Annotated in this window: 27 protein-coding genes and 1 pseudogene; 20 read left to right on the top strand and 8 right to left on the bottom strand. The window is 61.7% G+C overall.

Features of this window, described 5'->3' with window-relative positions:
• The first annotated feature begins 3 nt into the window (after positions 1-3).
• The gene (locus FW764_RS21305) at positions 4-384 is read left to right on the top strand and encodes a hypothetical protein (protein ID WP_446435570.1); all 381 of its coding nucleotides are present in this window, start codon (positions 4-6) and stop codon (positions 382-384) included.
• A 32-nt stretch (positions 385-416) separates the two neighbouring features.
• Here the strand turns inward: FW764_RS21305 and FW764_RS21300 are convergent, their stop codons facing one another.
• Positions 417-1,181, bottom strand: coding sequence for a tetratricopeptide repeat protein (locus FW764_RS21300; protein WP_446435569.1), 765 nt, complete (start codon positions 1,179-1,181; stop codon positions 417-419).
• A 48-nt stretch (positions 1,182-1,229) separates the two neighbouring features.
• Between FW764_RS21300 and FW764_RS21295 the strand changes: the two genes are divergently transcribed.
• The 13 genes from FW764_RS21295 to FW764_RS21235 are packed head-to-tail and all read left to right on the top strand — an operon-like array spanning position 1,230 to position 10,040.
• Positions 1,230-1,793 carry a type III secretion protein gene (locus FW764_RS21295; protein ID WP_446435568.1) on the top strand — a complete coding sequence of 188 codons (564 nt, stop codon included), beginning with the start codon at positions 1,230-1,232 and terminating at the stop codon, positions 1,791-1,793.
• A gap of 12 nt (positions 1,794-1,805) precedes the next feature.
• Positions 1,806-2,039 carry a hypothetical protein gene (locus tag FW764_RS21290; RefSeq protein ID WP_446435567.1) on the top strand — a complete coding sequence of 78 codons (234 nt, stop codon included), beginning with the start codon at positions 1,806-1,808 and terminating at the stop codon, positions 2,037-2,039.
• A 9-nt stretch (positions 2,040-2,048) separates the two neighbouring features.
• A complete protein-coding gene (locus FW764_RS21285) occupies positions 2,049-2,483 on the top strand; it encodes a hypothetical protein (RefSeq protein WP_446435566.1) in 435 nt (144 codons plus the stop codon).
• Between the two features lie 4 nt (positions 2,484-2,487).
• On the top strand, positions 2,488-3,270 hold the full coding sequence (sctJ, locus tag FW764_RS21280) for a type III secretion system inner membrane ring lipoprotein SctJ (RefSeq protein ID WP_446435565.1): 783 nt from the start codon (positions 2,488-2,490) through the stop codon (positions 3,268-3,270).
• Positions 3,267-3,884, top strand: coding sequence for a type III secretion protein (locus FW764_RS21275; RefSeq protein WP_446435564.1), 618 nt, complete (start codon positions 3,267-3,269; stop codon positions 3,882-3,884). The genes sctJ and FW764_RS21275 overlap by 4 nt, the downstream gene beginning before the upstream one ends.
• Positions 3,877-4,461: a FliH/SctL family protein gene (locus tag FW764_RS21270; RefSeq protein WP_446435563.1), complete on the top strand. Its 585-nt coding sequence runs from the start codon at positions 3,877-3,879 to the stop codon at positions 4,459-4,461. Before FW764_RS21275 ends, FW764_RS21270 begins: the two co-directional genes overlap by 8 nt.
• Complete coding sequence (locus FW764_RS21265; protein WP_446435562.1) at positions 4,458-5,780, top strand: FliI/YscN family ATPase; 1,323 nt, start codon at positions 4,458-4,460, stop codon at positions 5,778-5,780. The genes FW764_RS21270 and FW764_RS21265 overlap by 4 nt, the downstream gene beginning before the upstream one ends.
• Positions 5,781-5,796: 16 nt before the next feature.
• Positions 5,797-6,243, top strand: a complete 447-nt coding sequence (locus FW764_RS21260; RefSeq protein ID WP_446435561.1) for a hypothetical protein — start codon at positions 5,797-5,799, stop codon at positions 6,241-6,243.
• Positions 6,240-7,241: a FliM/FliN family flagellar motor switch protein gene (locus tag FW764_RS21255; protein ID WP_446435560.1), complete on the top strand. Its 1,002-nt coding sequence runs from the start codon at positions 6,240-6,242 to the stop codon at positions 7,239-7,241. The genes FW764_RS21260 and FW764_RS21255 overlap by 4 nt, the downstream gene beginning before the upstream one ends.
• Positions 7,238-7,891 carry a type III secretion system export apparatus subunit SctR gene (gene sctR / locus FW764_RS21250; protein ID WP_017137580.1) on the top strand — a complete coding sequence of 218 codons (654 nt, stop codon included), beginning with the start codon at positions 7,238-7,240 and terminating at the stop codon, positions 7,889-7,891. Before FW764_RS21255 ends, sctR begins: the two co-directional genes overlap by 4 nt.
• A gap of 10 nt (positions 7,892-7,901) precedes the next feature.
• Positions 7,902-8,171 (top strand): EscS/YscS/HrcS family type III secretion system export apparatus protein, encoded by a 270-nt coding sequence (locus FW764_RS21245; RefSeq protein ID WP_446435559.1) that lies wholly within the window; start codon positions 7,902-7,904, stop codon positions 8,169-8,171.
• Between the two features lie 6 nt (positions 8,172-8,177).
• A complete protein-coding gene (gene sctT / locus FW764_RS21240; protein WP_446435558.1) occupies positions 8,178-8,990 on the top strand; it encodes a type III secretion system export apparatus subunit SctT in 813 nt (270 codons plus the stop codon).
• Between the two features lie 3 nt (positions 8,991-8,993).
• Positions 8,994-10,040 (top strand): EscU/YscU/HrcU family type III secretion system export apparatus switch protein, encoded by a 1,047-nt coding sequence (locus FW764_RS21235; protein ID WP_446435557.1) that lies wholly within the window; start codon positions 8,994-8,996, stop codon positions 10,038-10,040.
• Between the two features lie 86 nt (positions 10,041-10,126).
• On the opposite strand, the gene FW764_RS21230 is transcribed toward FW764_RS21235, so the two are convergent.
• Entirely contained in the window at positions 10,127-12,943 is a 2,817-nt protein-coding gene (locus FW764_RS21230) for an ATP-binding protein (protein WP_446435556.1), read from the bottom strand.
• A gap of 688 nt (positions 12,944-13,631) precedes the next feature.
• Between FW764_RS21230 and FW764_RS21225 the strand changes: the two genes are divergently transcribed.
• Both FW764_RS21225 and FW764_RS21220 read left to right on the top strand, forming a co-directional pair.
• Positions 13,632-14,999 carry an MFS transporter gene (locus FW764_RS21225; RefSeq protein WP_446435555.1) on the top strand — a complete coding sequence of 456 codons (1,368 nt, stop codon included), beginning with the start codon at positions 13,632-13,634 and terminating at the stop codon, positions 14,997-14,999.
• 67 nt (positions 15,000-15,066) lie between these two features.
• Positions 15,067-16,194: an MFS transporter gene (locus FW764_RS21220; protein WP_446435554.1), complete on the top strand. Its 1,128-nt coding sequence runs from the start codon at positions 15,067-15,069 to the stop codon at positions 16,192-16,194.
• 5 nt (positions 16,195-16,199) lie between these two features.
• Here the strand turns inward: FW764_RS21220 and FW764_RS21215 are convergent, their stop codons facing one another.
• Entirely contained in the window at positions 16,200-16,721 is a 522-nt protein-coding gene (locus tag FW764_RS21215) for a DUF3087 domain-containing protein (RefSeq protein WP_446435553.1), read from the bottom strand.
• 118 nt (positions 16,722-16,839) lie between these two features.
• Between FW764_RS21215 and FW764_RS21210 the strand changes: the two genes are divergently transcribed.
• Together FW764_RS21210 and FW764_RS21205 are read left to right on the top strand one after the other, a co-directional pair.
• Positions 16,840-17,016, top strand: coding sequence for a hypothetical protein (locus FW764_RS21210; RefSeq protein WP_446435552.1), 177 nt, complete (start codon positions 16,840-16,842; stop codon positions 17,014-17,016).
• 14 nt (positions 17,017-17,030) lie between these two features.
• On the top strand, positions 17,031-17,234 hold the full coding sequence (locus FW764_RS21205) for a DUF6021 family protein (RefSeq protein WP_446435551.1): 204 nt from the start codon (positions 17,031-17,033) through the stop codon (positions 17,232-17,234).
• A gap of 37 nt (positions 17,235-17,271) precedes the next feature.
• Here the strand turns inward: FW764_RS21205 and FW764_RS21200 are convergent, their stop codons facing one another.
• Positions 17,272-17,508, bottom strand: coding sequence for a DUF6555 family protein (locus tag FW764_RS21200; protein WP_446435550.1), 237 nt, complete (start codon positions 17,506-17,508; stop codon positions 17,272-17,274).
• A gap of 120 nt (positions 17,509-17,628) precedes the next feature.
• Between FW764_RS21200 and FW764_RS21195 the strand changes: the two genes are divergently transcribed.
• Both FW764_RS21195 and FW764_RS21190 read left to right on the top strand, forming a co-directional pair.
• Positions 17,629-18,462, top strand: coding sequence for an arylamine N-acetyltransferase family protein (locus tag FW764_RS21195; protein ID WP_446435549.1), 834 nt, complete (start codon positions 17,629-17,631; stop codon positions 18,460-18,462).
• 124 nt (positions 18,463-18,586) lie between these two features.
• The gene (locus FW764_RS21190; RefSeq protein WP_446435548.1) at positions 18,587-19,339 is read left to right on the top strand and encodes an outer membrane beta-barrel protein; all 753 of its coding nucleotides are present in this window, start codon (positions 18,587-18,589) and stop codon (positions 19,337-19,339) included.
• A 231-nt stretch (positions 19,340-19,570) separates the two neighbouring features.
• Here the strand turns inward: FW764_RS21190 and FW764_RS21185 are convergent, their stop codons facing one another.
• The 4 genes and pseudogenes from FW764_RS21185 to nuoM all read right to left on the bottom strand — a co-directional run bounded on the left by FW764_RS21185 (position 19,571) and on the right by nuoM (position 23,233).
• Positions 19,571-19,885, bottom strand: a complete 315-nt coding sequence (locus FW764_RS21185; RefSeq protein ID WP_446435547.1) for a helix-turn-helix domain-containing protein — start codon at positions 19,883-19,885, stop codon at positions 19,571-19,573.
• A pseudogene (locus FW764_RS21180) lies at positions 19,875-20,000 on the bottom strand (toxin); the annotation flags it as partial. The gene FW764_RS21185 and the pseudogene FW764_RS21180, both read right to left, overlap by 11 nt.
• Positions 20,001-20,229: 229 nt before the next feature.
• Positions 20,230-21,693: an NADH-quinone oxidoreductase subunit NuoN gene (gene nuoN / locus FW764_RS21175; protein WP_083357962.1), complete on the bottom strand. Its 1,464-nt coding sequence runs from the start codon at positions 21,691-21,693 to the stop codon at positions 20,230-20,232.
• Between the two features lie 7 nt (positions 21,694-21,700).
• Complete coding sequence (gene nuoM / locus FW764_RS21170; RefSeq protein ID WP_064452906.1) at positions 21,701-23,233, bottom strand: NADH-quinone oxidoreductase subunit M; 1,533 nt, start codon at positions 23,231-23,233, stop codon at positions 21,701-21,703.
• Positions 23,234-23,259 lie beyond the last annotated feature (26 nt).

Raw genomic sequence — 23,259 nt, 5'->3', positions numbered from 1 at the left:
GCCATGACTGCTTTGCGTGTGTTGATGCTGTTGCCCCTGGCGCTGATGGGTTGCCAGACCCACTTGGCGCCGGTGTATTACGCGCCTGAATACCGCGCTGACGGTGTGCCGAGCCAATGCCAGCAACCGCCGGCCAAGGATGCAATCGGACTGGATGAAGATTTCAAACCGACGCTGCCGCTGGGCTGCGCAAACAACTTGAATTTGATGCAGATGGTCGAAAGCAAGCAAGACCTGACCCAAGGTCGCACCACCGGCCCAGCCATGGCCGCTCCCGTTGGCCGCGCCGCGCAGGTCTACATAGAAGGCTTCGACCGCGAGCAGTTGCAGCGGCGCAAGGATCAGCAGGAAGCCAAGGCCGGCGCCACCGGAGGTCAACAATGATGCTCGCCACACCCTCAGCGGTCACCACAGGCTTAACGCGGGTCCACCAACCCCAACTCCTTCGCCTGCGCCAGCGGATCACCGATCGCCCTAATCCGCTTCGCCTCCACCACCAACCTTGCTCGCTCAGCTGCCGGAATATCATCCAGCGGCAACGCAGCAACCGTCTGCTCATGCCCTGCCAACACCATCACCAACAACGCATTGCGCTGATGCCGTGGCAATGCGCGGGGCGACTGAGTGATCGGTGCAATGGTATCCAGCGCCTGCTGCGACTGCCCACCCAGGGCATAAGCCAGGGCAAGGTTGCAACGGCTGTCGAGGTCGTCCGGTTGCAGGCTCAGGCTCTTGGCGAAGGCGGTTTGCGCCGCAACGGCCTGGCCATTCAGCACCTGGGCGATACCCGAGCGGGTATAGGCAACCGGCGAGTGGCTAAGGTCGGCAGCTTGGCCCAAGGCGGTGACGGCGCGTTGGGTTTTGCCCCGTTGCAACTGTGCAGTGCCAAGGCCGAGCAGGGCGTCGGCGTTGTGGGCGTCCAGGCCCAGGGCCTGTTGGAAGGCGTGCTCGGCGCCCGGCGCGTCCTTGGTGTCAAGCCTGGCCTGGCCGAGCTTGAGCCACACCTCAATACCCGCTCCCGGTTGCTGGGTGGCACGCTCGTACAACGCAGCCGCGCTGCTGTAGTCGCCGCGTTTGCTCAGGTCGTTGGCCAGTTGCAGGGATTTGTCGGTATCGGTCGCGGGTTTGCTGGAGCAGGCCGCCAACAGCAGGGTACTGGCGAGCAGAAATTTGTGGGTCATCGTCACAACTCGTCGGGCGAAGGCGGACGTCATGTAAGCATATTTTTGATGGCCGTCCTATGCCTGTTCAACAGCGGTTTTGCCAACGCCGCCGAAGAGCCTGCATGGTTCCCCCAACCCTATGCCTACGTACTGGTCGACCAGGATGTACGCAGCGCGTTGGAAGAATTCGGGCACAACCTCGACGTGCCCGTGGTGCTCTCGGAAAAAGTTCGCGGCAAGGCTCGCAGCACGATTCGCGCGGCCACCGCCGGTGAGTTCCTGCAGACACTGTGCAGCACCAACGGCCTGACCTGGTACTTCGATGGCAACCTCCTGTACCTCAACGCCAGCGACGAAATCAGCACCAAGCTGTTCAAGGCCAGTGCGCTCAACCTGGAGCAGTTGCAGGCTTATCTGAACAACCTCGACGTGTTCGGCCAGCAGCTGTCCATGCGCAACGGCCCTGAGGGCGATGAGGTGTTTGTCTCCGGCCCACCGCCGTATCTGGCGTTGGTGCAACAGCATGTCGACCACTTGCAACCCAACGCTGTGGCCGCCCCGGTGGCGCGCGAGCGGGGTGTGCGGGTGTTCCGTGGCGCGCAAGTCAGTACCCAAACCCCAATCCAGTAAAGGAGTAGCACCATGTCCGTAACGGCCGTAGACAGCAACCTCGCCCCCGGTGGCGCCAGCCCTGAAGCCAAGTTCAACGCGGCGGTGGATAACGCCAAGGCGGCGGATAAACCCTCGGACGTCAGCGACGCCGAATTCAACGATGCGTTGATCACCCAGGCCGTCACCATTGGCGGCCAGTTCATCATCATGCCGAAGATGCAGGAACTGCTGAACGACGCCATGTCCGATGACGACGAAGAGTAGGGAGCCCCTATGACTATCAGTCTCGCCGCCAGCGCCACGGCTTTGCCGCCGTCTGCTGGCGCGGGGCCCATGGGGGCCTCGCAGAATCTGTTCGAACACATGGCCAATACCGCCAAGGGCATGCCCGAAGGCGCCAGCCCGCACCAGATCGGCTCGGGCCTGATGGAGCGCATGAACAGTTTCATCGACCGTACACGGGCGTTTTCCGAGCGCGCCGATGTGCTCACCAACAACCCGTCGGCGCCGCCACCGGCCTCGGCGGACATCCGCACGGCGAGTGCTTCACCTCACGGCGAACCAGGCAAGAGAGTCGGCGAGCAGCAGGTCGATCAGATCGTGCATTCCCTGGGCAAGATGTTCGATTACTCCATCGAAACCCAGATGGTGGTGCGCGGTGCGACGCAGATTTCCGGGTCCGCCAACACGTTGCTCAAGGGGCAATAACGCCATGCCAAGCCCAAACCGCGCCCTGCGCCTGTTGCTGATCGGCCTGCTCGCGAGCCTCTTGCAGGCGTGCAACACCGACCTCTATACCAACCTCAGCGAGCGCGACGCCAACGCCATGGTCGCCGTGCTGTTGCGCGGTGGCATCCCGGCGGAGCGCAAGACCCAGGACAACGGCCAACTCAAGGTGGTAGTCGACGAGGAGCGCTTCGCCGAAGCCATGACCTTGCTCGATAACGCCGGCCTGCCGCAACAGAGCTTTTCCAACATGGGCGAAGTGTTCAAGGGCAACGGTCTGGTGTCGTCGCCGGTGCAGGAGCGGGCGCAGATGATCTATGCGCTGAGCGAAGAGCTGTCGCACTCGGTGTCGCAGATCGACGGCATTGTTGGTGCTCGCGTGCATGTGGTGTTGCCCGATAACGACTTGCTCAAGCGCGTGATTTCTCCGTCCTCAGCCTCGGTCCTGGTGCGCTACGACCCGGGCACCGACATCAATACGCTGATCCCGCAGATCAAGACCTTGGTTGCCAACGGCATTTCCGGCCTGAGCTACGACGGCGTTTCGGTGACCGCGATCAAGGCCGCAGTCGCCATTAGCCAGAACCCCGCGCAACCTCGGATGGCGCGGTTTATGGGCCTGTGGCTGCTGGAGGATAGCCTGTCGCAGGCACGTTTTATGTTTGGCGCTTTGCTGCTGGTTGCCCTCGGTGCTCTCGGCGTATTGGCTCGCCAGCACTGGGTGCGGCGCCAGTCCCAGGCGTTGTATGTGCTCAAGGAGGGTGAATGAGCGTGTTCGAGCGCTGGCAGGGGCTGATCGCCGAGCCGCTGCAGTTCGTGCGCGGGCCTAGTTTGGGGGCGTGTTTCGCCGATGAGTTGCCGGATGAAGTGCTGCAGGCGATGCAACGCCAGCCGCGGTTTCGCCAGCGTCTGGAGCAGTTGCTGGTCCGTCATTATCAGCTCGCGCCGCTGAAGCACCTGGTGACACCCCTGGCGGCTGACCTGCCGGTGTTGTTGCTATCTGCGGTGCAGTTTGCCCGTTTGCCGAGGTTGTGCGGCGCCATCTGGCATGCCTCGACCCTGAGCCGGGAGATCCGTCGCGAGGTCGTTAACGAACTGCGCGAAGGCCTGGGCGCGCAGGTCTTCAGCCAAGCGTTGGCCTTGCGGCAACTCGGCGGTGCTGCGGATTTGCTGCGCGACCCTTCGGAGCTGATCGACGCCATCGACCGCGATGGCCAGGGCTGTGTCGCGGCCTGGCTGCAGGCCCAGCATGCCGATTTACGCGGTTGGGTGCGCTTACGTTTCGCCTTCCCCCAGGGCCACAGCGCACGGCTGCTGCGCGACCTGGAGATTGTCCAAGCTGCTGCCGCCAGCTTGATGGCCGAGGATAACCCCCATGAGTGAATTACCGAGCCGTCCCGCCGCGCGCATTTTGCGTGCTGAAGACGTCGCGCTGTGGACCGATGGTTTTGCCTTCCTGCAAGCCGCCAAGGACCAGGCCGAGCTGATCAAGGCCGACAGCAGCCAGTGGCTGCACGCCGCCCGCGCCGAAGGTTTCGAGCGTGCGCGGCAAGAAGGTGCCGAACACGTGGCGCAGTTGCTCGCGCAGACTCAATCCCAGGTGCTGCACTACTTGAGCAGCCTGGAAGCCTCCCTGGCTGACTTGGCCCTGGGCATCGTGCGCGAGGTGCTGGGTGAGCTAGACAACGCCGACCGCGTGGTGCGCTGTACGCGTCAAGCCATGAGTGCGTTTCGCCAAGACCAGGCTCTGACACTGTGGGTGCCGCCCGATGAGGTCGAAGCCTTGCGCCAACGCCTCAAGCTCGAAGGTCTGGCCATTGCTGTGGACGCCGATGAGCAGTTGAGCGCCGGCCAAGCGCGCCTCAACAGTCCGGCCGGTTCTGTGGAGCTGGGCCTGGAAACGCAACTGCAACACCTGCGCCGCAGCTTGTTGCCCTTTGCCGAAGAGGGCGTGGCATGAACCTGGAGCAGATGTTGCCACGCCTGACTGAGCGCTTGGCCCACGCCCGTATACGGCCGATGCACGGCACCGTGTTGAGCATTCGTGGTGTGCTGCTGCGCGCCAGTGTGGCGGGGGCGAGCATTGGTGAACTGTGCCAACTGTGCGACCCCGGCAGCGGCCGCAACTTGAGTGCTGAAGTGATCGGGTTTGATGGCGACGAAGCGATCCTGTCACCCATCGGCTCCATGGAAGGCTTGTCGACCCGCACGCACATCACCGCCACCGGCGAAACCCTTGGTGTTGCGGTGGGCGATGCGCAACTTGGGCGGGTGATCAGCCCTATGGGCGATTTTCTCGACGGCGACGGTCTTGCGCCAAGCCTGGCCTTGCAGCGTTACCCGCTGCACGCCGCCCCCCCCGCGCCTTTTTCGCGGCAACTGATCGTGCGTTCGATGGCGTTGGGCATTCGCTCCATCGACGGCTTGCTGACCCTGGCCCAGGGCCAACGCATGGGCATTTTTGGTGAGCCCGGTGTGGGCAAGTCGTCATTGCTCGCCAGCATCATCCGCAACAGCGCGGCCGACGTAATCGTGATCGGCCTGATCGGTGAACGAGGCAGGGAAGTGCGCGAATTGCTCGACGTGCAGCTCGACACGCAGGCTCGCGCGCGTACCGTGGCGGTGGTTGCCACCTCGGATCGCCCGGCGGCCGAGCGCGTGCGCGCGGCCTTTGTCGCCACCACCTTGGCCGAGTATCACCGTGACCAAGGCCGCAACGTCCTGCTGTTAATGGACAGCCTGACGCGCTTCGCCCGTGCCCAGCGCGAAATCGGCTTGGCCGTGGGCGAACCGCCAACTCGGCGCGGTTACCCGCCCTCGTTTTTCTCGGCGTTGCCGCGCCTGCTGGAGCGCGCCGGTCCCGGCCCCACCGGCAGCATCACCGCGTTGTACACCGTACTCACCGAGGGTGACGCTGCGAGCGATCCGGTGGCTGAGGAAGCCCGTTCGATCCTCGACGGGCATATAGCCCTCAGCGCCGAACTGGCCCAACGCAACTATTTCCCCGCAGTGGACGTACTGCGCAGCCGCAGCCGTTTGATGGAGCAAGTCGCCGGTGAAGAACACAAACGCCTGGCCATGCGCATTCGTGAGCTGATGGCGCGCTACGGCGAAATCGAAATGCTGATTCGCGTAGGCGAGTACTCCGCCGGCAGCGACCCGCTGGCCGACGAAGCCATCAACCGTCATGCGGCCATTGAGGCGTTTCTGCGCCAGAACGCTGGCGAGCCGAGCAGTCTGGAACAGACCCTGATCCGTATGCGGCAGGTATTGGCATGAACATGGAGACTGCACAATGAAAACCGACCAACTACGCAGCCTGCAAACCCTGCGGGTGTTGCGTGAACAACGCGCCGCCAGCCAATTGGCCGCCCAGCAGCAACGCTGCGCGCAAACCCAAGGCGTATTGACCGACGCCAAGGAACAACTGCGCCTGCACCGTGAGGCGCTTGCCGAAGAGGCGCGCCAGGTTTACGCGTCACTCAGCGAAGGCTTGTCGGTGTCCAGTTGGCAGGCCGCGCAGGACCGTTTGCGCGGGCTTTCGGATGACCAGCAACTGCTGGAAAACGATGTGACCCACGTCTCCACTACCCTGCAGAGCCAGGAGCGCGAGCGTGATCTGTTCCGCCAGGAGCGCCTGAACCGTCAGCGCCAGTGCGAAGCTTGGCAAAGCTTGCTGGATGGGCGTGAGAGTGATGAGCGCCGCGTTGGTGAGCTGCGCGACGAAGGCACCGGCACATGATCGCAGCCCTTGCCACCCCCCTGGCGCCGTGGCTGACGGGCTACGACCCGGCGCTGCTGGCGTTGCATAACCAATTGCACCGGCGCCGTCGCGCCTGGCAGGGTCGTTGTGCCGGGCAAGATCTGCGCGTGGGTTGGGCTGCCGCGCCGCAAACCCTCAGCTCACCGTGCGATGTGCTGCTGGTGCTGGGCCGCGCACCCCTGCGTCTGCGCTTATCGACGGCGGCACTGGAACAGGTAGTCGTGCCGTTGGCGTTGCCATTCGACGTGCAGGCATTGCCGTCACTACCGCGCTCGTTACTGTTGGAGCTGGCGGTACTCGACCTGATTGAAACCCTGGAGCCGTTGCTCGGCCACCCGGTGCAGTTACTCGAGGCGACGGACGAACCGCGCGCTTTTGCCGTGAGCCTGGGGCTTGAACTGACCTTCGGCAATCAGCCTGCCATGAGCGCGCAGCTGGACCTTAGCGAGGGGGCCGCTGTGTTGGTCGCGCAGTTGCTCGCGCAATACGGCCAGATCGATCCCGACCCACTGTCCGCCCTGCGCCAGACCTTGGCGGTGGTGGCGGGGCGGCAATGGCTGACCCTTGGGGAGTTGCGCAGCTTACAGCCCGGCGATGTGCTGATGCTCGAACAGGGCTCGGGCTTGTTGCTCGACCTGGATGGGCGCTTGCAGGCCCGCTGCCAATACCAGGGTGAAGTATTGCGGTTGCAGGAAGAACTACGAGCACCCCTTTTGCACATGGAGAACACAATGACTGACGTTGATGCGGCCGCGGCGCTGGATGACTTGCCGCTCAAACTGGTGTGCCAGGTTGGCAGCCTGGAATTGACCCTGGCGCAACTGCGCGAGCTGGGCGCGGGCAGCTTGTTGCAGTTCAACACACCGGGCGTGGACAGCGTCGACCTGATGGTCAACGGGCGCCGCGTCGGCCAGGGCCAACTGGTGAAAATCGGTGATGGCCTAGGCGTGCGCCTGCTGAGTTTTGCCACCCCATGACAGGTTATCAGCCGAACCTGATCGAGATCATCTTGGTCGTTGCTACGATCGGGCTGATCCCGTTGGCGGTGGTCACACTCACCGGTTTCATGAAGATATCGGTGGTGCTGTTTCTGATCCGCAACGCCCTTGGGGTGCAGCAAACGCCGCCGAACCTGGTGCTGTATGGCATCGCGCTGATCCTGTCGGTGTACGTGACCACGCCGCTGATTGGCGACATGTACCGTCAGGTAGAAGGGCGCGACCTTAACATCGAGCATGTCGAGCAACTCAAGGACTTGGGTGATGCGCTGCGCCCGCCGCTACAGGCGCATTTGAAGCGGTTTGCGAATGAGTCCGAGCGTGGTTTTTTTGTGCAGGCCACTGAAACCATCTGGTCGCCAGAAGCGCGCGCCGACCTGCGCGACGATGACCTGGTGGTGCTGATCCCGGCGTTTGTCAGCTCGGAACTGACCCGCGCTTTCGAGATCGGCTTTTTGCTGTACATCCCGTTCTTGGTGGTGGACTTGCTGGTGTCCAACGTGCTGATGGCGATGGGCATGTCGATGGTCTCGCCGAACTTGATTTCGATCCCGCTGAAGATTTTTTTATTCGTGTCGCTGAGTGGCTGGTCGCGCTTGATGCACGGTTTGATTTTGAGTTACGGCTGAGGCACGCCCCATGGGCCAGGATGTTTTCCTGTCATTGATGAAACAGGCACTGATGACAGTGCTGATGCTTTCCGCGCCGGCGCTGGGCGTAGCGATTATCGTGGGCTTGAGCGTGGGGCTGTTCCAGGCGTTGACGCAGATCCAGGACCAGACGTTGCCCCAGGTGGTGAAGCTGGTGGCGGTGCTGTTGACCATCGTCTTTCTCGGCCCGGTACTCGCAGGCCAAGTCGCGGAGCTGGGCAGTCAAGTGCTGGATAACTTTGCGCTATGGACGCGCTGACCGCCCATGGATGCCAGCCTTACCGCGCAGTTCCTTGAGGTCGCCTACCCGGTGATCAGCTCCGCTTCGCTTGCCGCCTGCCGCGCGATGGGCGTGGTGGTGATCACCCCGGCGTTCAACCGCCTGGGCCTGACCGGCATGATTCGCGGCTGCGTGGCTGTGGCTATTTCGATTCCGATGTTTTTTCCGGTGTTTGATGCGCTGACGGCCATGCCCGAACACGGCAGCGTGTTTATCGCCGGGTTGCTGATCAAGGAGTTTTTAATCGGCATCCTGATCGGGTTGCTGTTCGGCATTCCGTTCTGGGCCGCCGAGGTCGCGGGGGAGTTGATCGACCTGCAGCGCGGTTCGACCATGGCGCAGTTGGTCGACCCGTTGTCGTCCGGCGAGTCCAGTGTGATGGCGACGTTGCTGACGGTGATGCTGATCACGCTGTTCTTCATGTCTGGCGGTTTTATCCTGATGGTCGACGGCTATTACCACAGCTACCAGTTATGGCCGGTAACCTCGTTCACCCCGGTGTTTGCCAGCTCTGCCTTGCTCGCGGTGTTATCGATCCTCGATCAGATCATGCGCGTCGGCGTGCTGATGGTTTCGCCGTTGCTGATCTCGCTGCTGATCACCGACCTGATGCTTGCCTACCTGTCACGCATGGCACCGAACCTGCACATTTTCGACTTGTCGCTGCCGGTGAAAAACCTGTTTTTCAGCATCCTGATGGTGATCTACATCGGCTTCCTGATTCCGTTAATGCTCGACCAACTGGCAGAGTTTCGCGGTACCGTCGAACTGCTTAAAACCCTGGCTGGCATGGAGTAGCGTATGGCCGATACCAGCGAAGAGAAATCCCAGCCGGCCACGGACAAAAAGCTCAAGGATGCGCGCCACAAAGGCCAGGTCGCCAAAAGCCAGGACCTGGTGTCAGGCATGGTCATCCTGTTTTGCACGCTGTGCATCTCGATCCTCGCGCCGCGCGCCAAGGCCCAGGTCACGGCGCTGATCGACCTCACCGCACAGATCTACATTGAGCCCTTTGCCACGGTGTGGCCACGGGTGCTCGACCATGCCGAGCGGTTGGTCATCAGTATCACCTTGCCGGTGATGGCAGTGACCACCGGCGTGGTGATTCTGACCAATATCATCACTATGCGTGGCTTTGTGTTTTCGGTGGACCCGATCAAGCCCGAGTTCAAACGTATCAACCCGGCGGAGGGCATGAAGAAAATCTTTGCTCTGCGCAACTTGGTGGAGTTCATCAAGGGCCTGATCAAGGTGCACGTGCTGGCGGTCGCGTTCTATGTGATCGGCAAGCATGCGCTGCAGGCGCTGATGGAGTCGTCACGTTGTGGCGCGCAATGCATGGAATCGACGTTTTTCCTGGTGCTCAAGCCGTTGGTGTTCACGGTATTGTGCGCGTTCATCCTAGTCGGCGCGGTGGACGTGATCATGCAGCGCTGGCTGTTCGGTCGCGACATGAAAATGACCCGCAGCGAAACCAAGCGCGAACGCAAGGACATTGACGGCGACCCATTGATCAAGAGCGAGCGGCGGCGCCAGCGCACTGAAATGCAGGCACTGGCGACCAAGCTGGGGTTGGGCAGGGCGTCGATGATGATCGGCACCACCGATGGCTGGGTCATTGGCGTGCGCTATGTGCGCGGCGAGACACCGGTGCCGGTGATCGTGTGCCGGGCCTCGCCGGAGGAGGCGTTGGTGATGTTGCAGGAGGCGTATGACTTGGGGATTGCGCATGCGCCGGATAGGGCGCTGGCTGCGCAGATTGCGCGCAAAGTGGTGCCCGGCGACCCGGTGCCGGATGCGTCCTTCCAGGCGGTAGCGGACTGGCTTGTCGCCGCACGCCTTATCTGATTCACCGCAGTGCCCAAATGTGGTTGGGCACTGTGGTGAGCGGGGCAAGCGGGCTCACCACAGTCAATCATTTCAAATTTCAATCGCTAGCGGTGCTCTAAGCGCGGCAAGGTGGCGATGCTTAGCTTGGGCTCCTGCAACCGCGTCAAATCGGTAGCAATTTGTGCTCGCCAGAAGTGCGCTCCCGCCAACTGCGCATCCACCCAGGCCTGACGCAGCAGCACCTTGGCCTTGTCCACCGAACCATTATTACCCTGATGCAACGTCAGTTGCGCCTTGATCCGCAACATCTGCGGCACAAACCAACGCTCTTGGCGGCCAATCGCCAATTGCAGCGTGTCTTCCAGCACTTCAAGAGCAAGTTGCTTCACGCCCATACGCGCCAGTCCCAACGCGTATTCACAGCGCAACAAGCTGTAGAGCTGGCTGTCACCCTGGCCTTGTAGAGCGTGCAGAGCTTCGCCCAGTTGCGGCACGCCTTCTTCCGGCGAGCCCTGGCGGATCAGCAGGATGCTCTCAAAGCACAGGCGAAATTGCCGCCAGATATGCAAGTCCTGGCGCGTGGTGCTGTCCTGCAGCAGGCCCAGGTAATAGCGCATTTTCGGCAGGTTGGACGCCATCAGTGCCAGCGGAATAGCGCCCAGGCACAAGGTGTACCAGAGCGTCGCGGGGTGATCGAGCGCGACGGCTTCGTCGACGCAAGTGCTGATCAGCCGCAGCGCTGGGTCGACATCACCTTCCAGCATCTGCACTTTGGCCTTGAGGCTGCGTGCAGCGATGCGTTGGTCAAACAACGCATCGATGATGTGCGAGCGGGGTGCCGACGGCGAGCCCAGTGCCTCGTCGATGCTCTGGCGTGCGCCGGCCAGGTCACCCATATGGAACAACGCCACGGCGCGCATGCGTTTGCCCAGCAATTGTTGGTTGCCGCTGTTGTTCAGCGCGATATAGCGCTCGGCCAACTCCAGTGCCTCGGCGTATTGGTTGCACGCGCAGCGGTCACCCCACAGCCCCCACAGCGCGCGAAGTTTGTGCTCGGCGTCGCCCAGGTCGCGAGCGTCCTCACGCACTTGGCGCCACGCTTCGCGCAACGGGCTGCCGGTGCCATAAGTGAGCATCAGCGAGCTGGCCAACGCGGTGTGCAGCAACATGCGTTGGCGTAGTGACAGTGGAGCGATCGCGTCGCAGGCCAAGCCTTTGTCGACCCAGGTGCGGCACTCGCTGACCAGTGACAGGCGCAGCCACAACGGCACACCGCCCAAGGTCAGTTCAATGCCCAAAGACAGGTTACCGGTCATCGAATAGGCCCAATCGAGGGCCGAGCGCACGGTGTTGATTTCGGGGCCGTAGAGCGCGATCCAGGTTTCTGGCGACAGGCTATCGAGGGTCTCGCCGGCTTCCTGCAATACGCCAAGGGCATAGCGAGCGTGGCGTTGGGCGATGGCGTTGGTTTCGCCATGCTCGGCGAGCTTTTCCAGGGCGTAGGCGCGGGTGGTTTCCAGCAGGCGGTAGCGCTTGAGCAACTGCGATTCAGCGGCGATCAGCAGCGATTTGTCCATCAGGCTTTCGAGCAACGGCAGCGCGTTGCGTGAGTCCAGGCTGCTGCTGGCGGTCATCGCCTTGACCGCATCGAGGGTGAAGGAACCGGCGAACACCGCGAGTTGGCGCAGCATCGCTTGCTCGTCCCCGCTGAGCATCGAATAGGTCCAATCCAGGGTCGCGCTCAGGGAGCGGTGGCGGGCGAGGGCGGTGCGCCGTCCGGTCATTTGCAGGCGGAAGCTGCCGTCGAGCAGGCCAACCAGGTCCTGGACACCAAAGGTACGCACCCGCGCGGCCGCGATCTCGATCGCCAGCGCATTGCTGTCGAGCTTGCGGCAGATGGCGCAGACCGCCGCCACATCGGCGTCGTTGAACACAAAGGCGGGATCAAGGGCACGCACGCGCTCCACAAACAGGCGCACGCCGGACCACTCCAGGGCTTTTACGGCACTGAGGTTGATGTGCTCGTCGGGCACTTGCAGCGGCGCCAAGTCGTGCACGCGCTCGCCCTCGGCGCGCAGCGGTTCGCGGCTGGTGGTCAGCACGTAGCAGAAGGGCGCGCTGCGCAGCAGGGTTTCCACGGCATTGGCAGTGGCCGGCAACACGTGCTCGCAGTTATCCAGCACCAGCAACAGGCGACGCTGAGCCAGGGCGGCGGCGATGCTGTGCAGCGGCTCGTCGCTTGCAGTCTGGATGCCCAAGGCGCTGGCGAGCATACCCGTTACCCATTGCCCGCTGGTGGCGGGCGCCAGGTCGACGAAGCAGGTGTCGAGCTTGAGTTCATTCGCCACCTGCTGGGCCACGCCCAAGGCCACAGTAGTTTTGCCGATGCCGCCAGGGCCGGTGATGGTCACGAATCGCTGGCTCAAGACCTGGTCGACAAGGTTCGCGATCAAGTCCTCACGACCAATCACCTCAACGCACGGCAGCGCGACGCAGGGTTCCTGGATACGCGCAGGCGGCTGCGGCAGGCTGTCTTCGCCGATCGCTTGCACGGTCACCGGCGCCACAAAGCGATAACCACGGCCCGGCACGGTGACGATGTAGCTGAAGTTGCCACCGTCACCTAAGGCTCGGCGCAGGGCGACGATCTGCGCACGCAGGTTGCATTCCTCGACCACCACCTTGGGCCAGGCGTAGGCGATCAGTTCGGCTTTCTCCAACAGCTCGCCGGCACGGGTGGCCAGGGCGATCAACAGGTACAGCGCGCGGCTGCCCAGGGTCACGGGCTCGCCGTTGCGCAGCAACACGTGCTGGCGTGCCAGTAAGAGGAAGGGGCCAAAACCTAGGGCACTGTCGGCGGGTGCCGGGGTCAGGTGGTCTGCGTCCAGATAGGACACTGCGTGGTGCTTGCTCGAGCTCATCAATTCGTCCTTTTTATAGTCGGGCTTGTTATTGGTGATCAGGCCATTCGCCCTTTTTGGGGTGCAGATGTGCAGCAGCAGTCTTGGAAAGTTGATGTCGATCAAAAAGTCGGAAAGGTCGCGCTCCTTTGTGGCGCTGTCGTTTTTATTGGGGTGTCACGGATCTTGTTTCAGTGGATGAGACTGTTTCAAAACTGAAACATTTTATTACCAGAAACAGGGATAAAGCAGAATGTATGCCAGCTGGCGTGTAACAAAGATGACAACAACCGCATGAAATTTATGGTGATTTTCAGGGTGGTTAGCGGCATGTAAGGGATTTCGTTCGGAAAGACGAATATTTCTAATTGTGTCGTTCGGGATGCCGAATAGTTTTGCTGGGATTTGGCAATCATTTACGGACTCTGTATCGCACGGCATCGCTGCATCACCTTGATACACCGGTATGACGTTCTGTCGTGTTTGCGACCCTCTGGCCGGGGAGTACCGGGTTGGGTGGTTGAGCGCTGAGTTGATTGTCGGGTTGTGGCGAGCCCGCTCGCCACAACCCGATCTGCCAAAGGAAGACCCACCACCACGGTAGATCCACAGGCCCACATGAAAATTTTGACAGCCGGGCAATTGGCAACTGAAAAAATCCCCGGCTGCCCGTACTCTAGGGGCCCTTGTTACCAGTGCCGGATTGTTCATGTCTTCTGTTGCCGATGGGTTGCCCGCCAATAAACGCCTGCCGGCAGTGATCGCGCTTTCTTTGGGGATCGGCATGGCGACTTTGGACACGGCTATCGTCAATACGGCGCTGCCGACCCTGGCCGAAGGCATCGGCACCGACTCGGCCTCGGTGATCTGGGTGGTCAACGCCTACCAACTGGCGATTATCGCCACGGTGCTGCCGTTCGCGTCGTTGAGTGATGTGCTGGGGCACCGTCGGGTGTACCTCGGCGGGTTGCTGGTATTTATTGTGTCGTCGCTGTTTTGCGGGCTGGCCGGGTCGCTGCTGACGTTGACCGCCGCGCGCGTGGCGCAAGGCCTGGGCGCGGCGGCGGTGATGAGCGTCAACACCGCGTTGCTGCGGCATATCTACCCTTCAAAAATGCTTGGGCGTGGCCTGGGTTATAACTCGTTGGTGGTGGGGCTGGCGTTCACCCTCGGGCCGACCGCTGCGTCGGCGATTCTGTCGGTGGCGACCTGGCATTGGTTGTACTTGATCAACGTGCCGTTGGGGCTGCTGGCGCTGGGGCTGGGCTTGCGTTCATTACCGACGTTGCCCATGACCGGCCACGCCTTCGACCGTCTCGCCGCGTTGCTCTGTGCCGGGTTGTTTGCCTTGCTGGTGCTCGGCCTGGGCACAGCGGTACACGGTGCCCAGGGCGCATTGACCCTGGGCCTGATCGCTGTGGCGCTGGTCTGTGGGGCGTTGCTGCTGCGCCGTCAGGCTGAACATCCGGCGCCGATGCTGGCCCTGGATTTGTTCAAACGCCCGGTGTTTGCGCTGTCGTCACTCACCGCGATCTGCGCGTTCAGCGCCCAGGGCCTGGCCTTTGTGTCGCTGCCGTTTCTGTTGCAGGCGGTGCTCGGCCACAGCCAAGTGGAAACCGGTTTTCTGATGACGCCGTGGCCGGCTGTGGTCGCCGTCATGGCCCTGGTGGCGGGGCGCCTGGCGGATCGGGTGTCGCTGGGGGTGCTGTGCGGTATTGGTTTGCTGATGCTCAGCGTGGGTATGGCCGCGTTGGCGACCTTGGGCGCTGGTGCGTCAGCCTTTGATATTGGCTGGCGCATGGCCCTGTGCGGCGCCGGCTTTGGCTTTTTTCAATCGCCCAACCTCAAGGCGATCATGACCAGTGCACCGTTGGCCCGCAGCGGCGGGGCCAGCGGCATTGTGGCGATTTCGCGGTTATTGGGTCAGACGCTGGGGGCTTCGTTGGTGGCGTTCTGTTTCCACCTGTCCCTGGGCAGCGGCCCGCAATACGCGCTGTGGCTGGGTTGCGGGTGTGCGCTGGTGGGCAGTGTGGCCAGCGGGCTGCGCTTACTGCCTTATGGGAAAAAAGCCGGTTAGGTCGTTGTAAAACTCGGCGTGAGAAGGCTAACGTGGCGACCTGAATATTCCGGGATGTTTCAGATTTATGTCCAGCCTGGCCCAACCCACTGCTGATGTCACCTCCCGACGCGCCGCGCTGACCCTCGCGTTATGCCTGCCCAGTGACGTGCTGCTCTATTTGCTGCTGCCCATGGAATCCCAGGCCTTCGGCATCACGCTGGCCCAGGCGGGGGTATTGCTGGCAGCTAACCGCCTGGTGCGGATTTTCGGTTACCGGCATGTGTTGAATTTCTACGCGCGCAACGGCGACCGACTGACCTGCATGATCGCCGCCGGTGCTGCCACGGTGTGTGCCTTGGGCAACTCGCTATTGTCGGGGTTCGCGGCGCTGTTGGGCTTGCGGCTGATCTGGGGCCTGTGTTTTGCGGCGTTGAACCTCTCAACCCAAGTGTTGGCGACTGCCGAACCTGCTGGCGCAGCCCGCCGTGCGGGGCGTTCACGCGCCGTAATCGCTCTTGGGCCGATGCTGGCGCTGCCGTTGGGTGGCTGGTTAACCTTATGGGCCGGGCCGCGCCCAATCTTTGTGATGCTCGCCGGCTGCTGCCTGGCGGGCCTGTGGGTGGCGCGCGGCTTGCCCACTGCCGGGCATGATTTGCACAGCACGGGACGGCGCTTCAAGTGGCCTGACAGCGTGGCGACTTGGTCGTTTATCGAAGGCGTGGCGCTGGATGGGTTGTTTATCTTTGGTCTGTCGATCCAGGCACAAAAGCTTCTCGGCGGCGATGCAGTGCTGATCGCCGGTGGCCTGATGGCCCTGCGGTATGCCTCGGAGATGCTCCTGAGCCCGCTGGGCGGCCGCGCGGCGCAGCGTTTTGGCGCGACCTCGATGCTGCTGCTGTTTTCGTTTTTGAGTGCACTGGCCCTGACCGCGTTCGGCAGTTACTGGGTGATCGTCGGCGCGGCCGCGGTGCTGGTGCTGCGCGCGCTGCAACTGCCATTGGTGACCACCTTGGTGGCCGAGCGCAACCCCGGTTCGATGCGTGTTTCAGCCCTAGCCTCCAACGCGGTGTGGCGTGATGTCGGCGCCGGCCTCGGGCCTTTGCTGGCCGGCCTGCTGCTGCCGGTGGCCTCGGCGCCCTGGGTGTTTGGCCTGGCAGGCGCGGCAATCGCCGTGAGCGCGCTGTTCTGCTGGCGAACCAAGGTTCTCAACTGACGCTGTCAGGTCTTTTTAACGCTGTCCAGCCAGGCGGGGTCGAGGCGGGTTTGCTCGGTGTCGATGCCCAGTGCCTGCATCTTGGCCTTGTGTGCTTCCATCTCGCCGACCAGTTGCGCCTGGGCGCTGGAGTTGGCGTCCAGCTCATGCATCTGCGTGAGCCCCAAGTGGTAGAAGCGCAGCAGTTTGATCGCCGTCGGGTCGTTGGTTTGCACGCGTTCGGTGACCTTGTGCATCACATTGGTGACGCTCATCAAGCTGCGTTTGAGCTGCCAGCCATACACGGCCGGCGCCAGCCACGGCTGGGTCCAGAACGGGCCGCGCACCAAGACGACAGTGATTAACACGCCAGCGAACACGCCGCCGACATTAAAGCGAAAGTTGTCACCGCCGGGCGTGCCGAACAGCATCACCGCCAGGCTCGACAACAGCATTGCCAAGGCCATGAACAGTACGGCGATGATAAGGGTGCTGCGCCGGGTCTGTCGGCGGAAGGTGGCAGGGTCGCAGGGTTTGAGCTCGAACATCTGGGTCAGGTCTCAAGAAGAGGCGGGGTGGCATCTTCGCACGCTTTGCGCAATCAAGTTGAACGATGGATCGCGGCGGTTTCTCTAAAGCGGTGTAGCCCTCGTGAGGTAGACCATCATGCCCGACTATAAACAGCCACCGCCTGGTACACCTAACCCCGACCGTACGCCCGGCGAAGAGGAACGTGACAACGATGCGTTGCGTCCCAATGACCCGGCCCAGCGTCAGGACGACGATGTGGAGCAGGTCGAGCAGGACCTGGAAAACCTGCACGACAAAGCCCGCCCGCTTTAAATAAGGAGCTCGCCGTGAGTAATTCCCCTAAAGGCCCACGTTCAGACGAACATTCCAGTGGTAAGGATGAATTGGGTTTCGACCCGGATTCGCCTGACGTCTGCGACCCGCAGGTCGACCCCATCGGCCCCGCCATCGCGCCGTTGGACCAGAAAGACAAAGATGAGGCCGAGAAAAAGCCGCCCTACGATCCGTTGGGCGGCTTGAGGGCCACGTGAAGAAAACCACCAAGCCCCGCCATCGCGGGGCTTGTGCTTACTTGGGGGGCACCCAAGTGACGTCGGTGATACCGAACTTTTCCGCCCAGGGGCGCGTGGTTTTTTTCACCTGTTCGTGGCCCACACGCCCGATGCGGCTGACATGGGCGATGTCGGCATCTACCGCCGCCCAATGCCAGGCTTCGGCGTTGTTCATCACATCCGCGCGCACCACAAAGGACTTCGGTTGACCGTGCAGCTGATAGTTGATGGTGTAGATTTTTGCGGTACTCATGTTGCCTCCCTGTCTTGTTATAGATGGATAGGCAAGTGTTCAAAAAGGTTCAGTCAAAATGACAAGTCGCAGGCTGGCACGGCATAGTGACGTCTTCTCCACGCGCTCAAGGATCGCGCCATGTCCCGATTGACTCACCGTCAGCTTTACCTGCAACGCCTGGGTTATGACTCGCCGCCACCGCCGACCTTGCAGACCTTGCAGGCGCTGCAGCTGCGCCATGTATGCACCTTTGCGTTTGAAAGTCTGTCGACACTGCTGCGCACCCCGGTGCCAATCGACTTGCCGAGCATCGAGCAAAAGGTACTGCTCGACGGGCGTGGCGGGTATTGCTTCGAGCTGAACCACATGTTTCTGACACTGTTGCAGGAATTGGGTTTCGAGGCGCGCGGCCTTACCGGCTGGGTGGTGATGGGCGGGCCAACGGATGCGCGCACCGGTCGCACCCATCGCCTGAGCCTGGTCACCCTCGATGGTGTGCGCTATGTCACCGACGTCGGCTTCGGCGGCATGGTGCCGAGCAGCCCGTTGCAGTTGGACACAGATGCGACCCAGGCCACCGCTCATGAACCTTATCGCCTGACGTTCAATGGCGCCGACTACACCTTGTGGGCCCAGGTCGGCGAGGAGTGGCGTGGCTTGTATGTGTTCGACCTGCAAGAGCAGGCGGATATCGACTATGAAATCGGCAACTGGTACGTGTCGACGCACCCGGCTTCAGTCTTCGTCGGCCAGTTGAAGGCAGCACGGTTGGCGCCGGGTCAGCGGCACACCCTCAATAACGCCAACTATGCGGTTCACTACTTGGATCGGCCCAGTGAAAAACGCGCGATTGAGAGCGCCGATGAGCTGGAGAAGTTACTGCATGAGACCTTGGGCATTCGCCTGCCAGCGCATCCTCTGCTTCGCGAAACACTGAGTGGGCTAATCATGGCTGATTCCAGAGAACCTTGAGCTAGAGCCTCCGCTGAATCGTTTTTCCTCCAAGGTGGTGCAAATTAATTCGAACCTTTCGCGAGAGCCCAGGTTCGAACCGGTTCCTGAATAATTTGCTCACCAGACAAGGAGATGTAAAACGATGTCCAAGCTATTCGGAAAACTGCTTAAGGGTTCCTCGCTGTTGGCGCTGGTCGCCGCGCCTGCCGTGGTGTTCGCCGCACCGTCCACCGGCCCGATTTCCATCCTCGGTTTGCAGGGCAGCTATAACGACTTCAAACTTGAAGGCGGCAGCAAAAGCGACAAGGACCACATGCCCGAAGCGGGTCTGTTCTACAACTTCGGCAACAAGCTCACCGCCGAGTCCGGCTTTATCTACCAGGCCGGTATCGAAGCCAAGTACGGCGAAAAGAGCGACAACAAGCTCAAGGAAGGCCAGGCTGACCTGGACCTCGGCTGGCGTGCCGCGCTGGACGCACGCAACTTCGTCGACGTGATTGTGGGCGGTGGCTACAGCTGGACCCGCTACGAGCCGGACACCAACGATTACGACGTCAAGCTCACCAACAAATCGCCGTTCGCCAAGGCCGCACTGGGTTACAACCACCAGTTCGATGACATGACCCTGCGCGTCGAAGCCGGCGCCCGTCGTACCATCGACGGCCGTGCCAAGCTCAAGGTCGACGGCGTTGGCAGCGATACCGTGGACCTCAAGGATCGCACCAACCCATACGCCGAAGTGAGCCTGCTGATGAATCAGAAGGGTGACTTGCCGGTGATGGCGGGCCTGTATTACACCCGTACCGAATACAAGCTCGACGATGACTCGTATGTCGCCGACAACACCAAGCTCAAGCGTGACGAGTACGGTTTCAAGGTCGGTATCGCCTTCTAAGCGTACGCCGGGATGCGGGGTGGCCAACGCCCCGCATTTGACGCTCCCATCAAGCCCGCTTTGTGTTTGCCCGAACCTTTCTTAGTGTGGAAACTGCTTCCACACCGCTGCAGCGTCTTACGGTTGGCCATCGGCGGCCCGCCCACTGCCTGTGACGACCCAGATATCCCCTCTAACGCACTACTGCGGCCAATGGCATGACTGACGTGCAGTAGCTCTGTGGCGCGCCCCTCAACCCAAGGCGGCGAGTTGTGCCACGGTTTCCGGAAAGCGCGCCACCAGCCGAATCAAGGTAGCCGCCTGGGCATTCGGCCTGGCTCGGCCTTGCTCCCAGTTCTCCAGGGTGCGGATATTGGTGCGCAGGTACATGGCGAACACCGATCGGGAAAGGTTGAGCTGCTGGCGCACGGCGACCACTTCTTCGGCCGTCATCGGGGCCAGGTTGTTGAGATGGACCTTGTGGGTCCGCAGTGTGACTTTGCCTTGGCGTTCTTCAGCCAGAGCGTCGAAGCCTTCGACCAGTTCGGAAAAGATTTCACGTTTCATGGTGTGTTCTCGCTTTGATTTCCCTGTCCAGCATGTGTTTTAGGGCTTTTTTGTGGTGAGGTGCCAGGTCGTCCTGTTCGTGCTTGCCGTACAGGGTAAACAGCCAGATATACGTAGACTGCGTATAGTTTTGGTGGCCCACGCGCCTTTGGTCAGGTGACCTGGCTGTGGGAACTTTCCTAAAATGCAACCACCATACGGCGGCCTTCGGCGGGTAGATGCCGGATAGAGAGGCAGACAAGGAAGGGAATTTCCGCGAGTAGGCGAGGGTTAAATTACCTGCCTCCAGAAACGCAGAACGGCGCCCGAAGGCGCCGTTCTGTTTACTGCATCAACCTAAGCGATCAAACACCCAGTACCGCGTGCTGCACCAGGGTGAGCAACGGTTGTGGGTACACACCCAGGAAGAACGCGAGCAGGGCGATGGCCAGTAGCATTACGCCACCGGCTTTCTGCTCCCAGTGCAGCTCGGCATCCACGCGGCGCAGGTTTGGCTCGATCAGGTACAGGGTGACCATCACGCGCAGGTAGTAGAACACGCCGATGGCGCTGCCCAGTACCAAGGACGCAACCAACCACCATTCGTGTGCCTCAACGCCGGTAGCAACGATGTAGAACTTACCGATAAAGCCTGCGGTCAGCGGGATACCCGCCAGGGACAGCATCATTACGGTGAGTACGGCGGTCAGGTACGGACGGCGCCAGAACAGGCCGCGGTATTCGTACAGGGCGTCGGCATCACGGCCTTTGAACGGCGAGGACATCAGCGTGATCACGCCGAACGCGCCGAGGCTGGTGATGACGTAGGTGACCAGGTACACGCCCATCGCCTCCACGGCGAGGCCTTTGCTCGCCACCAGGGCGATCAGCAGGTAGCCGAAGTGCGCGATGGAGGAGTAACCGAGCAGGCGCTTGAGGTTGTTCTGGGTCAGGGCCAGCAGGTTACCGAACAGGATCGACGCGATGGCGATAATGGTCAGCACGTTGCTCAGTACGCCGGTGTTGGCAGCAGGCGAGATTTGGAACAGGCGCACCATCACCGCAAACACAGCCACTTTCGACGCGGTCGCCAGGAACGCGGCCACCGGCGCCGGGGCGCCTTCGTACACGTCCGGGGTCCACAGGTGGAACGGCACCAGGGAGAGCTTGAACGCGAGGCCAATCAGCATCATCGCCAGGCCCAACTGGGCGATTGGCGCAGGCATGCTGGTGGTGGCCAAGGCGTGACCGATACCGGTGAAGCTCAGGCTGCCGGCTTCTGCGTAGAGCAGGGCCATACCGAACAACAGGAACGCGGAACCAGCGGCCGACAGCACCATGTACTTGATGCCGGCTTCCAGCGAGCGCTTGTTGAAGAAGGCGTAGGCCACCAGGCCGTAAGTCGGGATCGACAGCAGTTCCAGGCCGATGAACAAACCGGCGAGGTGCTGAGCGCTGACCAGCACGATACCGCCGGCCGCAGCCAGCAGGATCAGCAGGTAAAGCTCTTCCTTGTTGCCTGGGTAGCCAGTGCCGCCTTCGCCGAGGTAGGCATGGGCGAGGGTGACGCAAGCCAGGGTAGCGACGAGGATCAACGCGATATACAGCAGCGCGAAGTCATCGACCATCATCAGCGGGGTCACGGCCAAAGGCGCGACCTTGAGTGCCGGGATGATCGACAGCAGGGCCAGGTTCAAACCGGCACAGGACAGCAGGAACGTTTGCGAGTGATTGCGGCGCCAGGCGATCGCCAGCATCACCACCACAATGGTGAGGCTGGTGATCAGCAGCGGCGCAAGCGCGATAAAGTGTTGGATCGTGAATTCCATAGCGCTCTTACCGTGCCGAAGCGAGTTGAGTGAAGGCGGTGCTGAACCACTGCTGCACGCCATGCATCGTCGCGGCAGAAGTGTCCAGGAACGGTTGCGGGTACACGCCGATGTAGATAAGCAGTACCGCAAGGCCGAGCACCATGATCAGTTCGCGAGCATCCATCCCTTGCAGGACGGTGTCGGACTTGGCCGGGCCGAAGTACGCGCGGTGGATCATGATCAGCGAGTAGACCGAACCGAACACCAGGCCGGAAGTAGCAATGGCGCTGATCCACGGCGTGTGCACGAACGAACCCATCAGGATCAGGAACTCGCCGATGAAGTTGCCGGTGCCCGGCAAGCCCAGGGACGCGGCGGCGAAGAACAGGCTGATCGCCGGCAGGTAAGCGATACGCGACCACACGCCACCCATTTCACGCATGTCGCGGGTGTGCAGGCGCTCGTACAACTGGCCACTGAGGATAAACAGCGCGGCGGCCGAAACACCGTGGGCCAACATCTGGATCACTGCGCCTTGCAGCGCCAGCTGGCTGCCGGAGTAGATGCCGATCAGTACGAAACCCATGTGGGAAACGGACGAGAAGGCGATCAGACGCTTGATGTCGGTTTGGGCGAAGGCCAGGAACGCGCCGTAGAAGATCCCGATCAGACCCAGGGTCATTGCGATCGGCGCAAACTCGGCCGAGGCATTCGGGAACAGCGGCAGGGCGAAACGCAGCAGGCCGTAGGCCGCAGTTTTTAGCAGGATACCGGCCAGGTCCACAGAACCTGCGGTCGGCGCCTGGGCGTGAGCATCAGGCAGCCAGGAGTGGAACGGCACCACCGGCAGCTTCACCGCGAAGGCGATGAAGAAGCCCAGCATCAGGATGTACTCGGTGGTCAGCGACATCTTGGTTTTCAACAGGTCGGCGTAGTTGAACGTGATCACGCCCGTGCTGTTGAAGTTGACCAGTACCAGACCCAGGATCGCCACCAACATGATCAGGCCGGAAGCCTGGGTGAAGATGAAGAACTTGGTCGCCGCGTAGATCCGGGTTTTCTTGCCGTCCGAAGAACTGTGACCCCAGAGCGCGATGAGGAAGTACATCGGCACCAGCATCATTTCCCAGAAGAAGAAGAACATGAACAGGTCCAGCGCCAGGAACACGCCGACGACACCGCCCAAAATCCACATCAGGTTCAGGTGGAAGAAGCCCACGTGACGCTGAATTTCTTTCCAGGAGCAGAGTACCGAGAGGATACCCAGCAGGCCGGTCAGCAGGATCATCAACAGCGACAGGCCATCGAGGGCCAGGTGCACGTTGATGCCGAAGCGCTGGATCCACACGTGCTTGAATTCAAGCGCGAAGGTTGGATCGGCACCCGGTGCCGGAGCGAATGAATAGTCACCATGGGCCCACAGCCAGAGGCCGAGTGCGAGTTCCAGGGACATGGTCAGCAACGCAATCCAGCGGGGGAGGGTGGCGCCGAAGCGTTCACCCATCCAGCAGAGCAGGCCGCCGATAAAGGGGATCAGGATTAGCCAGGGCAGAATCATGACGGGCTCGTTTCCTTTCGCAAGTT

Source organism: Pseudomonas sp. 1152_12, from assembly GCF_052850675.1.
This window is presented reverse-complemented; position numbering and strand designations above follow the sequence as displayed.

Coding starts and splice junctions, on each gene's coding strand:
- FW764_RS21305 (WP_446435570.1), top strand. CDS start 4: ATGACTGCTTTGCGTGTGTTGATGCTGTTGCCCCTGGCGCTGATGGGT.
- FW764_RS21300 (WP_446435569.1), bottom strand. CDS start 1,181: ATGACCCACAAATTTCTGCTCGCCAGTACCCTGCTGTTGGCGGCCTGC.
- FW764_RS21295 (WP_446435568.1), top strand. CDS start 1,230: ATGGCCGTCCTATGCCTGTTCAACAGCGGTTTTGCCAACGCCGCCGAA.
- FW764_RS21290 (WP_446435567.1), top strand. CDS start 1,806: ATGTCCGTAACGGCCGTAGACAGCAACCTCGCCCCCGGTGGCGCCAGC.
- FW764_RS21285 (WP_446435566.1), top strand. CDS start 2,049: ATGACTATCAGTCTCGCCGCCAGCGCCACGGCTTTGCCGCCGTCTGCT.
- sctJ (WP_446435565.1), top strand. CDS start 2,488: ATGCCAAGCCCAAACCGCGCCCTGCGCCTGTTGCTGATCGGCCTGCTC.
- FW764_RS21275 (WP_446435564.1), top strand. CDS start 3,267: ATGAGCGTGTTCGAGCGCTGGCAGGGGCTGATCGCCGAGCCGCTGCAG.
- FW764_RS21270 (WP_446435563.1), top strand. CDS start 3,877: ATGAGTGAATTACCGAGCCGTCCCGCCGCGCGCATTTTGCGTGCTGAA.
- FW764_RS21265 (WP_446435562.1), top strand. CDS start 4,458: ATGAACCTGGAGCAGATGTTGCCACGCCTGACTGAGCGCTTGGCCCAC.
- FW764_RS21260 (WP_446435561.1), top strand. CDS start 5,797: ATGAAAACCGACCAACTACGCAGCCTGCAAACCCTGCGGGTGTTGCGT.
- FW764_RS21255 (WP_446435560.1), top strand. CDS start 6,240: ATGATCGCAGCCCTTGCCACCCCCCTGGCGCCGTGGCTGACGGGCTAC.
- sctR (WP_017137580.1), top strand. CDS start 7,238: ATGACAGGTTATCAGCCGAACCTGATCGAGATCATCTTGGTCGTTGCT.
- FW764_RS21245 (WP_446435559.1), top strand. CDS start 7,902: ATGGGCCAGGATGTTTTCCTGTCATTGATGAAACAGGCACTGATGACA.
- sctT (WP_446435558.1), top strand. CDS start 8,178: ATGGATGCCAGCCTTACCGCGCAGTTCCTTGAGGTCGCCTACCCGGTG.
- FW764_RS21235 (WP_446435557.1), top strand. CDS start 8,994: ATGGCCGATACCAGCGAAGAGAAATCCCAGCCGGCCACGGACAAAAAG.
- FW764_RS21230 (WP_446435556.1), bottom strand. CDS start 12,943: ATGAGCTCGAGCAAGCACCACGCAGTGTCCTATCTGGACGCAGACCAC.
- FW764_RS21225 (WP_446435555.1), top strand. CDS start 13,632: ATGTCTTCTGTTGCCGATGGGTTGCCCGCCAATAAACGCCTGCCGGCA.
- FW764_RS21220 (WP_446435554.1), top strand. CDS start 15,067: ATGTCCAGCCTGGCCCAACCCACTGCTGATGTCACCTCCCGACGCGCC.
- FW764_RS21215 (WP_446435553.1), bottom strand. CDS start 16,721: ATGTTCGAGCTCAAACCCTGCGACCCTGCCACCTTCCGCCGACAGACC.
- FW764_RS21210 (WP_446435552.1), top strand. CDS start 16,840: ATGCCCGACTATAAACAGCCACCGCCTGGTACACCTAACCCCGACCGT.
- FW764_RS21200 (WP_446435550.1), bottom strand. CDS start 17,508: ATGAGTACCGCAAAAATCTACACCATCAACTATCAGCTGCACGGTCAA.
- FW764_RS21195 (WP_446435549.1), top strand. CDS start 17,629: ATGTCCCGATTGACTCACCGTCAGCTTTACCTGCAACGCCTGGGTTAT.
- FW764_RS21190 (WP_446435548.1), top strand. CDS start 18,587: ATGTCCAAGCTATTCGGAAAACTGCTTAAGGGTTCCTCGCTGTTGGCG.
- FW764_RS21185 (WP_446435547.1), bottom strand. CDS start 19,885: ATGAAACGTGAAATCTTTTCCGAACTGGTCGAAGGCTTCGACGCTCTG.
- nuoN (WP_083357962.1), bottom strand. CDS start 21,693: ATGGAATTCACGATCCAACACTTTATCGCGCTTGCGCCGCTGCTGATC.
- nuoM (WP_064452906.1), bottom strand. CDS start 23,233: ATGATTCTGCCCTGGCTAATCCTGATCCCCTTTATCGGCGGCCTGCTC.